Source organism: Pseudomonas caspiana (genome assembly GCF_002158995.1).
Lineage (GTDB): Bacteria > Pseudomonadota > Gammaproteobacteria > Pseudomonadales > Pseudomonadaceae > Aquipseudomonas > Aquipseudomonas caspiana.
In genome coordinates, this window is record NZ_LOHF01000025.1 from 83,763 (window position 1) to 96,350 (window position 12,588).

15 protein-coding genes are annotated in these 12,588 nt (G+C 56.8%); all 15 read left to right on the forward strand.

The window, feature by feature from the left end; genetic code table 11:
- The first annotated feature begins 45 nt into the window (after nt 1-45).
- The 15 genes from fliH to flhB all read left to right on the forward strand — a co-directional run bounded on the left by fliH (nt 46) and on the right by flhB (nt 12,392).
- A complete protein-coding gene (fliH, locus tag AUC60_RS23015) occupies nt 46-861 on the forward strand; it encodes a flagellar assembly protein FliH (RefSeq protein ID WP_087273206.1) in 816 nt (271 codons plus the stop codon).
- Nucleotides 851-2,209, forward strand: a complete 1,359-nt coding sequence (gene fliI, locus AUC60_RS23020; protein ID WP_087273208.1) for a flagellar protein export ATPase FliI — start codon at nt 851-853, stop codon at nt 2,207-2,209. Before fliH ends, fliI begins: the two co-directional genes overlap by 11 nt.
- A 6-nt stretch (nt 2,210-2,215) precedes the next feature.
- Entirely contained in the window at nt 2,216-2,665 is a 450-nt protein-coding gene (gene fliJ / locus AUC60_RS23025; protein WP_087273210.1) for a flagellar export protein FliJ, read from the forward strand.
- A 229-nt stretch (nt 2,666-2,894) separates the two neighbouring features.
- Nucleotides 2,895-3,218, forward strand: a complete 324-nt coding sequence (locus AUC60_RS23030; protein WP_087273212.1) for an STAS domain-containing protein — start codon at nt 2,895-2,897, stop codon at nt 3,216-3,218.
- Entirely contained in the window at nt 3,202-4,908 is a 1,707-nt protein-coding gene (locus AUC60_RS23035; RefSeq protein ID WP_087273214.1) for an ATP-binding SpoIIE family protein phosphatase, read from the forward strand. Before AUC60_RS23030 ends, AUC60_RS23035 begins: the two co-directional genes overlap by 17 nt.
- Before the next feature lie 83 nt (nt 4,909-4,991).
- Nucleotides 4,992-5,306, forward strand: a complete 315-nt coding sequence (locus AUC60_RS23040) for an Hpt domain-containing protein (RefSeq protein ID WP_087273237.1) — start codon at nt 4,992-4,994, stop codon at nt 5,304-5,306.
- A gap of 85 nt (nt 5,307-5,391) precedes the next feature.
- On the forward strand, nt 5,392-6,768 hold the full coding sequence (locus tag AUC60_RS23045) for a flagellar hook-length control protein FliK (RefSeq protein ID WP_087273216.1): 1,377 nt from the start codon (nt 5,392-5,394) through the stop codon (nt 6,766-6,768).
- A 196-nt stretch (nt 6,769-6,964) separates the two neighbouring features.
- Nucleotides 6,965-7,468, forward strand: a complete 504-nt coding sequence (fliL, locus tag AUC60_RS23050) for a flagellar basal body-associated protein FliL (RefSeq protein ID WP_087273218.1) — start codon at nt 6,965-6,967, stop codon at nt 7,466-7,468.
- 9 nt (nt 7,469-7,477) lie between these two features.
- Nucleotides 7,478-8,446, forward strand: coding sequence for a flagellar motor switch protein FliM (gene fliM / locus AUC60_RS23055; RefSeq protein ID WP_087273220.1), 969 nt, complete (start codon nt 7,478-7,480; stop codon nt 8,444-8,446).
- 57 nt (nt 8,447-8,503) lie between these two features.
- Nucleotides 8,504-8,971: a flagellar motor switch protein FliN gene (gene fliN, locus AUC60_RS23060; protein WP_087273222.1), complete on the forward strand. Its 468-nt coding sequence runs from the start codon at nt 8,504-8,506 to the stop codon at nt 8,969-8,971.
- 5 nt (nt 8,972-8,976) lie between these two features.
- Complete coding sequence (fliO, locus tag AUC60_RS23065) at nt 8,977-9,423, forward strand: flagellar biosynthetic protein FliO (protein ID WP_087273238.1); 447 nt, start codon at nt 8,977-8,979, stop codon at nt 9,421-9,423.
- Nucleotides 9,423-10,169: a flagellar type III secretion system pore protein FliP gene (gene fliP, locus AUC60_RS23070; protein WP_087273224.1), complete on the forward strand. Its 747-nt coding sequence runs from the start codon at nt 9,423-9,425 to the stop codon at nt 10,167-10,169. The genes fliO and fliP overlap by 1 nt, the downstream gene beginning before the upstream one ends.
- Before the next feature lie 25 nt (nt 10,170-10,194).
- On the forward strand, nt 10,195-10,464 hold the full coding sequence (locus AUC60_RS23075) for a flagellar biosynthetic protein FliQ (protein ID WP_087273226.1): 270 nt from the start codon (nt 10,195-10,197) through the stop codon (nt 10,462-10,464).
- A gap of 4 nt (nt 10,465-10,468) precedes the next feature.
- Nucleotides 10,469-11,254 carry a flagellar biosynthetic protein FliR gene (gene fliR / locus AUC60_RS23080; RefSeq protein WP_087273228.1) on the forward strand — a complete coding sequence of 262 codons (786 nt, stop codon included), beginning with the start codon at nt 10,469-10,471 and terminating at the stop codon, nt 11,252-11,254.
- Between the two features lies 1 nt (nt 11,255).
- Nucleotides 11,256-12,392, forward strand: a complete 1,137-nt coding sequence (flhB, locus tag AUC60_RS23085) for a flagellar biosynthesis protein FlhB (protein ID WP_087273230.1) — start codon at nt 11,256-11,258, stop codon at nt 12,390-12,392.
- Nucleotides 12,393-12,588: the final 196 nt, after the last annotated feature.

Below are 12,588 nucleotides of genomic sequence, written 5' to 3' on the forward strand. Positions count from 1 at the left end.
CCACGCGGCCTGCGCTGAAACAACACAGACTCTAAGGCACTATTCATGTCCAGCTCCAACAAAGAACCGGTCAGCGAGCTTATCCGCGCCAAGGACGTCGGCGGTTTTGACGTGTGGTCGCTGCCCAGTTTTGACCCGTATCAAGAGCCTGAACCCGAGCCGGAACCGGTCATCGAAGAGCCGGTTGATGCGATCGAAGAAGTGCCGCTGGAAGAAGTTCAGCCACTGACCCTCGAAGAGCTGGAAAGCATCCGTCAGGAGGCCTACAACGAAGGGTTTGCCACTGGCGAGAAAGAAGGCTTTCACAGTACGCAGCTCAAGGTTCGCCAAGAGGCTGAAGTCGCGCTGAAGGGCAAGCTTGCGAGCCTTGAAGTGCTGATGGCCCAATTGTTCGATCCGATTGCCGAGCAAGACAAGCAAATCGAGCAGTCGGTGATCCATCTGGTCGAGCACATTGCGCGCAAGGTCATTCAGCGTGAACTGACCACCGACTCCCGACAGATTGGCAATGTTTTGCGCGACGCGCTCAAGCTATTGCCCATGGGTGCTTCGAATGTGCGGATCTTCATCAATCCACAGGATTTCGAACTGGTGAAAGCGCTGCGCGAACGCCATGAAGAAAATTGGCGCATCGTTGAGGATGACACGCTGCAGGCCGGTGGCTGCCGGATTGAAACCGAGCACAGCCGGATCGATGCAAGCATCGAGACTCGCTTGACGCTGGCCATTGCCAAAATGTACGACCAGATGCACGAGCAGTCGCTGCATCCGGCCACTCCAGACCTCAGTCTGGAGTTAGAGACATCTGCGCCCGCGACCGCGCCTGCCAGCTCAGAGGTCGAGAAATCCGATGCGCCTTGATCGCACCAGCTTCGGCAAGCGTCTTGGCTCCTATGCCGAAAACGTCGAGTTGCCCGTTCAGCCTGTTGTTGAGGGCCGCTTGCTGCGGATGGTGGGGCTGACGCTGGAAGCCGAAGGTTTGCGCGCAGCGATGGGCAGTCGCTGTGTGGTGATCAATGACGACAGTCACCACCCGGTTGAAGTTGAAGCCGAAGTGATGGGCTTTTCCGGCAGCAAAATCTTCTTGATGCCCGTAGGCAGCGTGGCCGGGCTGGCACCGGGTGCCCGAGTGGTGCCGTTGGTGGATACCGGCCGCTTGCCCATGGGCATGGCCATGCTGGGTCGGGTACTTGATGGTGCCGGTCGGGCGCTGGACGGCAAGGGTGCGGTGAAAGCTGAGGACTGGGTGCCCATGGACGGTCCGACGATCAACCCGCTCAAACGCAACCCGATCAGCCAGCCCCTCGATGTGGGCATTCGCAGTATCAACGGATTATTGACGGTTGGCCGTGGTCAGCGTCTGGGTCTGTTCGCTGGTACAGGTGTCGGCAAGAGCGTTTTGCTCGGCATGATGACTCGCTTCACTGAAGCCGACATCATCATCGTTGGCCTGATCGGTGAGCGGGGTCGAGAAGTTAAAGAGTTCATCGAGCACAGCCTCGGTGAGGAAGGGCTCAAACGCTCAGTGGTCGTCGCTTCCCCTGCGGACGATGCCCCTTTAATGCGTTTGCGGGCCGCCATGTATTGCACACGCATCGCCGAGTATTTCCGCGACAAGGGCAAGAATGTGCTGTTGCTTATGGATTCCCTGACTCGTTTTGCCCAGGCTCAGCGGGAAATTGCTTTGGCTATTGGCGAGCCCCCTGCGACCAAGGGTTATCCGCCATCAGTATTTGCCAAATTGCCTAAACTTGTGGAGCGCGCCGGTAATGCCGAGGCGGGCGGTGGTTCAATCACTGCGTTTTATACCGTGCTGTCGGAAGGTGATGACCAGCAGGATCCGATCGCGGACTCCGCGCGAGGGGTGCTCGATGGTCACATCGTATTGTCCCGACGGCTGGCAGAAGAGGGGCATTACCCCGCCATCGATATCGAGGCGTCGATCAGCCGGGTCATGCCGGCGGTAGTGACGCCGGATCACATGAATCAGGCTCAACATTTCAAGCAGCTGTGGTCGCGTTATCAGCAAAGTCGGGATTTGATCAGCGTGGGTGCTTATGTGCCGGGCGGCGATCGGGAAACAGACCTGGCTATTCATTTGCAGCCAACACTGGTGCGCTACCTGCGCCAAGGGCTGAATGAAAATGAAAGTATGGAAAACAGCAGTGCGCAGTTGGCCGCTGTGTTCAATCCGGCAGCGGGTGGCTGATAAGTCATGGCCGTAAGTCGCGCAGCGCGCCTGGCTCCCGTGGTGGACATGGCTGAAAACGCAGAGCGCAAGGCTGCCCAGAGTCTGGGGCATTTTCAAGGTCAGGTGCGCATCGCTGAAGGCAAGCTCAACGATCTGGAGCAGTTTCGCCTGGACTATCAGCAGCAATGGATCGACAAGGGCGCCCATGGTGTTTCCGGGCAATGGCTGATGGGCTATCAGCGGTTTCTCACCCAGCTGGATACCGCTGTCGATCAGCAGCGTAGAAGCCTGGCCTGGCATCAGGATAACGTCGATAAAGCGCGCGCCACCTGGCAGCAGGCTTATGCGCGTGTGGAAGGGTTGCGCAAATTGGTCCAGCGCTACATCGATGAAGCCCGCCAGCTTGAAGACAAGCGTGAGCAAAAGCTGCTGGATGAATTATCCCAGCGTCTGCCCAGGCATGCGCCGTTTTAACAGCGGGACCGGGTTCGAGCTCGCTGCACATTACTGAACCGTTATGCATTTCTCTGTGGGAGACCTGGCTAGGTCTGGGCGGCATTTCGACAATAAGGTTTGATGCGCTCTAAAGTGAATTGAGTTCAGCCTTATTGTGGGTAAGCGCAGTTCCACAGAGAAATTGCAGACATCACCAGCCAGTGCTAAACCTTTATTGCGTGACGCACGTCTCTCTCAGGAATTTTACATGTCGGTCACTTCTGAGTTTTCCTCTGATGGTCAGCAACTGACTATTTTCATATCTGGGCGCTTCGATTTCGCTTCCCATCAGGATTTCCGTGCAGCCTATGAGAACCTGGGCAGTGAATTGCGCTATGTCGTCGATCTAGGCGGGACCAACTACCTCGACAGCTCGGCGCTGGGCATGCTTTTGCTTTTGCGCGACCACGCGGGTGGTGAGCGTTCGCGCATCAGTCTGGTCAATTGCAGCCCTGATGTCATTACCATCCTGACCATCTCCAATTTCTCGAAGCTGTTCCATATCGGTCAACCCCTTGCAACCCACCGGTGAGTCCCTGTGCATCCTGATCGCTGACGACAACGCCAGTGATCGCCTCCTGCTGTCCACTATCGTGGCGCGTCAAGGGCATCGTGTGTTGTGTGCTGATAACGGTGCCAGTGCTGTCGCTTTATTTGAGTCTTACCGGCCGCAACTGATTTTGATGGACGCCATGATGCCGGTGATGGATGGCTTTGAGGCCGCGCGCCGGATCAAGGAACTGGCGGGTGAGGCGCTGGTGCCCATCATATTTCTGACTTCGCTGACCGAGGGTGAAGCGTTGGCCCGCTGTCTGAACGCCGGGGGCGATGATTTCATCGCCAAGCCCTACAACCAGACGGTGCTCACGGCCAAAATCAATGCCATGAACCGCCTGCGCCTGCTGCAGGAAACCGTCCTCAGGCAGCGTGATCTGATTTCCCGCCATCATGATTACCTGCTCAATGAGCAGCGGGTGGCCAAAGAAGTGTTCGATCAGGTAGCGCATTCCGGCTGCCTGGATGCGCCTAATATCCGCTATTTGCAGTCACCGTACGCCCTGTTCAATGGTGACTTGCTATTGGCCGCTTACACGCCCGCCGGGCACATGCATCTGTTGCTCGGCGACTTCACGGGGCATGGTTTACCGGCCGCCGTTGGCGCGATGCCCCTGGCTGAAGTGTTCTACGGCATGACCGCCAAGGGTTACGGTCTGGCCGAAACCCTGCGCGAGATGAACGCCAAGCTCAAGCGCATCTTGCCAGTGGATATGTTTTGTTGCGCGACGATGCTCTGTGTCAACTTCAGGCAGCGGCAATTCGAGGTCTGGAATGGTGGCCTGCCCGATGGGTATGTGCTCCGTGCCGCGACCGGCGAGCGCACTCCATTGGTGTCCCGGCATCTGCCTCTTGGCGTGCTTGACTCGGCATCTTTCGATTATCAGACCGAGGTTTATCCGTTTGCGCTGGGTGACAGAGTATTTCTGCTCTCCGATGGCGTGATCGATACCAGCGACAGCACAGAGCAGTTGTTCGGCGTGCAGCGTCTGCATGAAGTCTTTGCGGCCAATCGTGAGCCGCAGCGCTTGATCACAGAAATTGAGCAAGCGCTGAATGCGTTTGGCGGGCAAGCTCGTGATGACGTCAGCATGGTGGAAATCATTGCCGTCGAGCAGGCAGAGCTCGGGCCGCAAACAGTGACCTATTCTGACAGCGGCACCTCCACACCGCTGGACTGGTCATCGACGTTTGAATTCAGGGCGTCAACCCTCAGGCGCTTCAATCCATTGCCCTACCTGCTGCAGTTGTTGCTGGAAGTGCACGGTTTGCGCCATCAGAGTGGTGCGCTCTATAGCGTGCTGACGGAGCTATACAGTAATGCACTGGAGCATGGCGTTTTGGGGCTGGACTCAAAACTGAAAAGTAACGCATCTGGATTTGCCCGCTATTATCAGCAACGGGCGGAGCGACTTGCGGCGCTGAATGATGGCTTCATCCGCATACATTTTCAGGTCATTGCGCTGGGCACAGGTGGTCGTTTGAGTGTGCAGGTGGAGGACAGCGGTCACGGTTTCAACATTGATACAATTCTTGCATTGCCGCCGGTAGTCGATGAGTTGTACGGTCGCGGTCTTGCGCTGGTGCGGGAGTTGACTGAAGAGGCCTCGTGGTCTAACGACGGCCGGACCGCAAGCGTGGAATTCTGCTGGGGGGAAAAGGCATAACCCTCCGGATACTTGATCAGGGAGTGAGCAAGGTGTCGGTAGTTCATCTGGATTACAGCGTTTTGACGACGTTGCAGGAAGTCATGGAAGGCGAATACCCGACGCTCCTTGATGTGTTCCTCACCGACTCTGAAAATCGCATCTCCCGTTTGCGTCAGCTTATGGGAGCGTCGGTGTTCGACCTGCAGGAACTGAGCATGCTGGCTCACAGCTTTAAAGGCAGCAGCAGCAATATGGGCGCACTCAGGCTGGCCGACTTGTGTCGAGAGCTTGAGGAGCGCAGTCGCCGCGCAGACAGCTCCGGTCTTGGCGAACTATTGGCAGCGCTGGATCTTGAGTATTCCACGGTGCGTCGGTTATTCGACGCCGAACGCCAGTTTTTTACCGCGCATCCTTGATTCCACCTGGATGTCCTGTGTCTGACTGAATGTGGCCCATATCTTGCTGTACTCCGCTTAATCAGCTGTTTTTGCGGAGACCGACATGCCCCTCGCCACCAATGCCCTTCTTCAAGCCACCCCTGTGGCATCATCGAAGGCCAGTTCTGCCAGCAATTCAGCCAAGCCGGCTGACGGTGGTCGGGACGATGCTTCCAGCTTCTCTGACGTATACGCCAAGCAGGCTCAGGCCAAATCGACCACGGGCAATGATGCCCCGGTGAAGGCCAAACCTGCTGCTGACAAAGACAAACAGGTCGCAGATAAGGGAACGGCAGACAAGGGCGATGCGGCCACTTCAGAGTCGACGACTGTTGCCGATAGCGGCAATACCTTGCCTGTCGAGCCGGTTGCCAGCGAAAGCGACAGTGAGGCGAGTGATCAGGAAGTTGATCCGGCGTTGCTGCAGGCACTGACGCCGGAGCCGGCGACGGATCCTGCTCTTGACCCGGCGCTGCAGGCAATCGCCAGTCAGGCGCTGGCTCAGCCGGATACCGACAACGCGAAAGCAGAAACTGCACCGACCGCGCCGGCCATTGCTGTTCAGGTTACTGATCCTGCCGACGCGTCTTTCGATCCAAACGCAGATCCGCTCGACGACATGCCAGCGTTGCAGTTCGCCCTGGAGAATGCGGCAGCCAAAGCGCAGCAGGCGCAAGGTGCACAGAATCAGGCCGTCGGCACGGGTAAAAACGCCAAAACGGATAACGCAGATCCATCGCAGCTCGCCAATAACCTGGCAGCGCTGGACGACCAACGCGCTGTTACTGATGAGCCCAGTACCGAAAGCAGTGACAAATCCTTTGAAGGCTTGCTTGATAGCGGTCTGAAAGATGTCAAGGGTGCGGTCGGCGATACGCGTGTGGACAACTTTGCTGATCGGTTGGCTGCTTTGAGCCAGGCTGCCCAGGCGCCGCGCGCAGCTGTAGCGCCGACCGTGCCACTGATGAATCAGCCGTTGGCGATGCATCAGAGTGGCTGGAGCGAAGGCGTTGTAGAGCGCGTCATGTATCTGTCGAGCCAGAATCTGAAGTCGGCTGACATTCAGTTGGAGCCTGCCGAACTGGGCCGTCTTGATATTCGCATCAACATGGCGCCGGATCAGCAGACTCAGGTGACCTTCATGAGTGCCCACATCGGTGTTCGTGAGGCACTGGAAAGCCAGATGTCGCGTTTACGTGATTCCTTTACCCAGCAGGGTATGGGGCAAGTGGACGTGAACGTTTCCGACCAGTCGCGTAACCAGCAGAACCAGGCTCAGCAGCAGGAGCAGGCCAATAATGCTCGTGGTATTGGCAATGGCGGTTCTGGCGGGAATGGTGTTGACGGGGCGATTGAAGGGGTTGATGGCGATACTGGCGTAGCTGTCAGCCAGCCTGTCCAGCGAGTTGTCGGCACCAGCGAAATCGACTACTACGCCTGATCTGCTATTCATGCAGGAGTTGCCGCAGGCTGCGATGCGATGGTTCGCAGCTTGCGGCAGCTCCTTCTGGCCTGCGCTGCGTTCGCAGCTCTGTTAAAAACCGCCTGCTGCAACATTCCCTCGCAACTCTGGCATAACACTTGCTCTCCCTCTGTCACGCATTAGCGAACCCCCCGAATTGTGACGGATTATTGGCATGGCGAAGAGCGACGAAGTTAAAGACCCCGCCTCAAAAGGCAAACTCAAGCTCATCATCATCGTGGTAGTGGCTTTATTGCTTGCTGTCGGCCTTTCGGTCGGCGCGACCTGGTTTTTCATGCACAGCTCCGAACCCAAGGTAGATCCGGCGGCCGCGGCTGCGGCTGACCCGAACGCCAAACATCCAGCGGTTTTCGAAGCGATGACCCCGGCTTTCGTGGTCAATTTCAACTCCAATGGTCGCCAGCGCTACATGCAGGTCAGCATCACCATGCTGGCGCGAAATCAGCCTGACCTTGATGCGTTGAAAGTGCACATGCCGGTGATTCGCAACAACCTGGTGATGCTCTTCGCGGGGATTCCGTTTGACCAGTTGGCTTCGCCGATAGGTCAAGAGATGCTGCGTCAGAAAGCGACCGCCAGTGTTCAGGAAGTCGCTCAGAAAGAACTCGGCAAAACAGTGATCGAGCAACTTCTGTTCACTAACTTCGTACTGCAGTAGGAACTCGACATGGCCGTGCAGGACCTGCTGTCCCAGGATGAAATCGACGCGCTGCTGCATGGCGTGGACGATGGTCTGGTTCAAACTGAAAATGCTGCCGAGCCCGGCAGTATCAAAAGCTATGACCTGACCAGTCAGGACCGGATCGTACGGGGGCGTATGCCGACCCTGGAAATGATCAACGAACGGTTCGCTCGTTATACCCGCATCAGTATGTTCAACCTGTTGCGTCGCTCGGCTGACGTGGCTGTTGGCGGTGTGCAGGTCATGAAGTTCGGCGAATACGTGCATTCGCTGTATGTGCCGACCAGTCTCAATCTGGTCAAGCTTAAACCGTTGCGTGGTACCGGGTTGTTCATCCTGGACGCCAAGCTGGTGTTCAAGCTGGTGGATAACTTCTTCGGCGGTGACGGGCGTCACGCCAAGATCGAGGGGCGCGAATTCACCCCTACCGAACTGCGTGTGGTGCGCATGGTGCTGGATCAGGCTTTCATTGATATGAAAGAAGCCTGGCAGGCGATCATGGAGGTGAATTTCGAGTACATCAACTCTGAAGTGAACCCGGCCATGGCGAACATCGTGGGGCCAAGTGAGGCCGTCGTCGTATCAACTTTCCATATCGAACTGGACGGTGGCGGCGGCGATCTGCACGTCACTCTGCCTTACTCCATGATCGAGCCTATCCGTGAAATGCTGGATGCGGGCTTTCAGTCCGATCTGGATGACCAGGACGAGCGCTGGATCAATGCACTCAAGCAGGACGTGCTGGATGTAGCGGTGCCCATGAGCGCGACGGTTGTCCGTCGGCAGTTGTTGCTGCGCGACATTCTGCACATGCAGCCAGGTGACATTATTCCGGTCGAAATGCCTGATGAAATGGTCATGCGCGCTAATGGTGTACCTTCGTTCAAGGTCAAGTTGGGATCGCACCAGGGCAATCTGGCGCTGCAGGTCATCGAGCCGATAGACCGGCGTTGAGTTTCTTTTTCGCCGAAAATTTTATGCAACTGAATCAATGTTCACCGAGGACAACCGATGGCTGATGAAAACGATATGACGTCTGCTGATGATCAGGCGCTGGCCGATGAGTGGGCTGCGGCACTGGGTGAGTCCGGTGAAAGCGGTCAGGACGATATCGACGCGCTGCTGGCGGCGGACGCCGGAAATTCGGCAGCTTCCAGCCGTATGGCGATGGAAGAGTTCGGTAGCGTGCCCAAGAGCAATGCTCAGGTGACTCTGGATGGTCCGAACCTTGACGTGATTCTGGATATCCCGGTGTCCATTTCCATGGAAGTGGGCAGTACCGATATCAACATTCGAAACCTGTTGCAGCTTAACCAGGGGTCGGTGATCGAGCTGGATCGTCTGGCGGGTGAGCCGCTTGATGTGCTGGTCAATGGCACCTTGATCGCGCACGGCGAGGTAGTAGTGGTCAATGAGAAGTTCGGCATTCGCCTGACTGACGTGATCAGCCCGAGCGAACGCATCAAGAAGCTGCGCTAGTGAAAATGATCAAAGCCATCGCGGTTTTACTTGCCACGCCGCTGAGTGTGCTGGCAGCCGAGCCAGCAGTACAGGCGGCGGCACCTCAGGCAAATGCTGCGGTGTCTTCGGGCATGGGCGGGCAAATCGTGCAGTTGCTGTTCGGCCTGTTGTTGGTGGTCGGCCTCATTTTTGCTTTGGCCTGGTTGATGCGTCGGGTGCAGCGCGGTGTGCCGGGTAATGCCCAGGTTATCGAGCTGGTCGGTTCGCGAGCCATTGGTCCGCGTGATCGCCTGGTGCTTGTTCAGGTGGGTAATGAGCAAATCCTGCTGGGCGTTACGCCGGGCCGAATCACGCCTTTGCATGTGCTCAATGAGCACGTGCAGGTGCCGGAGCGTCAGCCGGTGAACTCCGAGTTTGCGCAGCGTTTGATGGACTTGATGGGCAATAAGGTTCAGAAGGATAAGAAGTAATGCTGCGTATTCTGTTGACGCTTCTGCTGGTGCTGGCGGCGCCTTTGGCGTTCGCTGCCGATCCGTTGTCGATCCCGGCGATTACCCTGTCCAACGGTGCGGACGGTCAGCAGGAATACTCGGTCAGCCTGCAGATTCTGCTGATCATGACGGCGCTGAGTTTCATTCCAGCGTTCGTCATGCTGATGACCAGCTTTACCCGGATCATCATTGTCTTTTCGATTCTGCGTCAGGCCCTTGGCTTGCAGCAGACGCCATCGAACCAGATCCTGACCGGGATGGCGCTATTCCTGACCATGTTCATTATGGCGCCGGTGTTTGACCGGGTGAATCAGGACGCCTTGCAACCCTACCTGGCGGAAACCCTGACGGCACAGGATGCAGTGGCTCGTGCGCAGGTGCCGATCAAGGATTTCATGCTGGCGCAAACCCGGACCAGCGATCTTGAGTTATTCATGCGCCTTTCCAAGCGCACGGATATTGCCTCTCCGGACGCTGCGCCATTGACCATTCTGGTCCCCGCATTTGTCATATCCGAACTCAAGACCGCCTTTCAGATTGGCTTCATGATCTTCATTCCGTTTCTGGTCATCGACCTGGTGGTCGCCAGTGTGCTGATGGCGATGGGTATGATGATGCTGTCGCCGCTGATTATTTCGCTGCCGTTTAAAATCATGCTGTTTGTGCTGGTGGATGGCTGGGCGTTGATTGTCGGCACCCTCGCGGGCAGTTTTGGTGGTGTATGACCCGTCTTGATCAGGAGTCTGTGCGATGACGCCAGAAGTAGCTGTCGACCTGTTCCGTGAGGCGTTGTGGTTGACCACCGTGCTGGTGGCGATTCTGGTTGTTCCCAGTCTGTTGTGTGGCCTGTTGGTTGCCATGTTTCAGGCGGCCACTCAAATCAACGAACAGACGTTGAGCTTTTTGCCGCGTCTGATCGTCATGCTGATTACCCTGATTGTTGCCGGTCCGTGGCTACTCAAGGTGTTCATGGAATACATCATCGGGCTCTACACCAGCATCCCGACTGTGATCGGCTAACTCCATGGAACCGGTTCTGGCCCTGACCAATGGGCAGATTGGCACGTGGGTCGCAAGCTTCTTGCTGCCGATGTTCCGTATTACCGCGCTGCTGATGACCATGCCGATCATCGGTACGACACTGGTTCCCGGTCGCGTGCGTCTTTATTTTGCGCTGGCCATCACCGTGGTGGTGGCGCCCGTGCTGCCGCCGATGCCGGAGGTCAATGCACTGGATCTGACGGCGCTGCTGTTGGTGGGTGAGCAGATCATCATTGGCGCAGGGCTGGGACTGTGCCTTCAGTTGTTCTTTCATTCCTTTGTGGTGGCCGGGCAGATCATTTCCACGCAGATGGGGATGGGCTTTGCGTCCATGGTGGACCCCACCAACGGCGTGTCATCGGCGGTGATAGGGCAGTTTTTCACCATGCTGGTCACGCTGGTGTTTCTAGGTATGAATGGCCACTTGGTGGTGATAGAAACCCTGATCGAAAGCTTTACGACCCTGCCCGTGGGCGGCGGTCTGCTGGTTTCAAATTTCTGGGCGCTGGCCAACGGTCTGGGCTGGGTGATGGCGGCCGGTTTGAAACTGGTGTTGCCAGCAATCACGGCACTTCTGGTGGTCAACATCGCCTTCGGCGTCATGACGCGCGCTGCTCCGCAATTGAATATTTTTTCGATCGGTTTCCCGCTGACGCTGGTGTTGGGTATGTTTATCCTGTGGCTCAGCCTGGGCGACATTCTCAATCAGTACCAGCCGCTGGCAACTCAGGCCTTGCAGAATTTGCGCGACATGGTGAGGGCTCGCTGACATGGCCGAGAACGAGAATGGTCAGGACAAGACAGAAGACCCCACGGATAAAAAGGTCCGTGATTCTCGGGCCGAAGGTCAGATCGCGCGTTCCAAGGAGCTGAACACGCTGGCAATCATGATGGCGGGCGCCATCGGATTACTGGTTGAAGGCGCGGACATTGCCCAGGCGATGTCTTACATGATGACCTCCAACTTCAGCATTACCCGTGAAGTCCTTATGGATCAGGGCTCCATGGGGCGCATGCTGTTGGCCACCGGCAAGCTGGCGCTGGTCGTCATGATGCCGTTTTTACTGGTCATGCTCGCTTCTGCGGTGATCGGCCCTATCTCGTTGGGTGGCTGGTTATTTGCCACAAAGTCCCTGGCCCCCAAATTCAGCCGCATGAACCCGCTGGCCGGGCTCAAGCGTATGTTTTCCCCCAATGCGCTAATCGAGCTGCTGAAATCCTTCGCCAAGTTCGTCATCGTGCTGATTGTGGCGCTGGTGGTGCTTAACATGGAAAAGGCCGCGCTGGTTTCCATTGCCCATGAGCCATTGGAGCAGGCGATCATTCACAGTCTGCAAGTTGTAGGCTGGAGCACATTGTGGATGGCCTGCGGCCTTATTTTCATCGCCGCCGTCGATGTGCCATTCCAGCTATGGGAAGCGCACAAAAAACTCTTGATGACCAAACAGGAAGTACGCGATGAGCATAAAAACTCGGAGGGTAGTCCTGAGGTCAAGCAGCGGATTCGCCAACTGCGTTATGAGATGTCGCAGCGGCGGATGATGGAATCGATTCCCCAGGCTGATGTGATCATTACCAACCCGACCCACTTTGCTGTCGCGCTCAAGTACGATCCTGAGCAGGGCGGGGCGCCGATGCTGGTAGCCAAGGGGGTGGACTTTGTGGCGTTGAAGATTCGGGAGATTGGTGCGCACAACCAGATTCTGATTCTCGAGTCGCCAGGTCTGGCGCGTTCGATCTATTACAGTACCGAGCTTGATCAGGAGATCCCGGGCGGCTTGTACCTGGCTGTTGCGCAGGTCCTGGCGTATGTGTATCAGATCCGTCAGTACCATGCGGGGCAGGGCAAGCGCCCGGATCCGCTGGGGGATATCACTATTCCGCCAGATTTGCAGCGGGATTCTTGAGGTTTGCTATTGCTGCTAACTGCGCTGGTGCCGTCGCGGCCGCGATTATTGAGTACATATCCGTTACCGCATTCAGGGCTGATATTGGTTGCGCTTTTACAGCGCCTCACTTTTGGGCCCAAAAGTAAGCAAAAGGCTTTTACCCCACCACTTGGTCCCTCGCCTAGGCTCGGGATGCCCGCCCGCAGATCTGAAA

Coding starts and splice junctions, on each gene's coding strand:
- AUC60_RS23030 (WP_087273212.1), top strand. CDS start 2,895: ATGTCGGTCACTTCTGAGTTTTCCTCTGATGGTCAGCAACTGACTATT.
- fliM (WP_087273220.1), top strand. CDS start 7,478: ATGGCCGTGCAGGACCTGCTGTCCCAGGATGAAATCGACGCGCTGCTG.
- fliJ (WP_087273210.1), top strand. CDS start 2,216: ATGGCCGTAAGTCGCGCAGCGCGCCTGGCTCCCGTGGTGGACATGGCT.
- AUC60_RS23040 (WP_087273237.1), top strand. CDS start 4,992: ATGGAAGGCGAATACCCGACGCTCCTTGATGTGTTCCTCACCGACTCT.
- fliR (WP_087273228.1), top strand. CDS start 10,469: ATGGAACCGGTTCTGGCCCTGACCAATGGGCAGATTGGCACGTGGGTC.
- fliI (WP_087273208.1), top strand. CDS start 851: ATGCGCCTTGATCGCACCAGCTTCGGCAAGCGTCTTGGCTCCTATGCC.
- fliN (WP_087273222.1), top strand. CDS start 8,504: ATGGCTGATGAAAACGATATGACGTCTGCTGATGATCAGGCGCTGGCC.
- fliP (WP_087273224.1), top strand. CDS start 9,423: ATGCTGCGTATTCTGTTGACGCTTCTGCTGGTGCTGGCGGCGCCTTTG.
- fliL (WP_087273218.1), top strand. CDS start 6,965: ATGGCGAAGAGCGACGAAGTTAAAGACCCCGCCTCAAAAGGCAAACTC.
- AUC60_RS23075 (WP_087273226.1), top strand. CDS start 10,195: ATGACGCCAGAAGTAGCTGTCGACCTGTTCCGTGAGGCGTTGTGGTTG.
- fliO (WP_087273238.1), top strand. CDS start 8,977: ATGATCAAAGCCATCGCGGTTTTACTTGCCACGCCGCTGAGTGTGCTG.
- AUC60_RS23045 (WP_087273216.1), top strand. CDS start 5,392: ATGCCCCTCGCCACCAATGCCCTTCTTCAAGCCACCCCTGTGGCATCA.
- fliH (WP_087273206.1), top strand. CDS start 46: ATGTCCAGCTCCAACAAAGAACCGGTCAGCGAGCTTATCCGCGCCAAG.
- flhB (WP_087273230.1), top strand. CDS start 11,256: ATGGCCGAGAACGAGAATGGTCAGGACAAGACAGAAGACCCCACGGAT.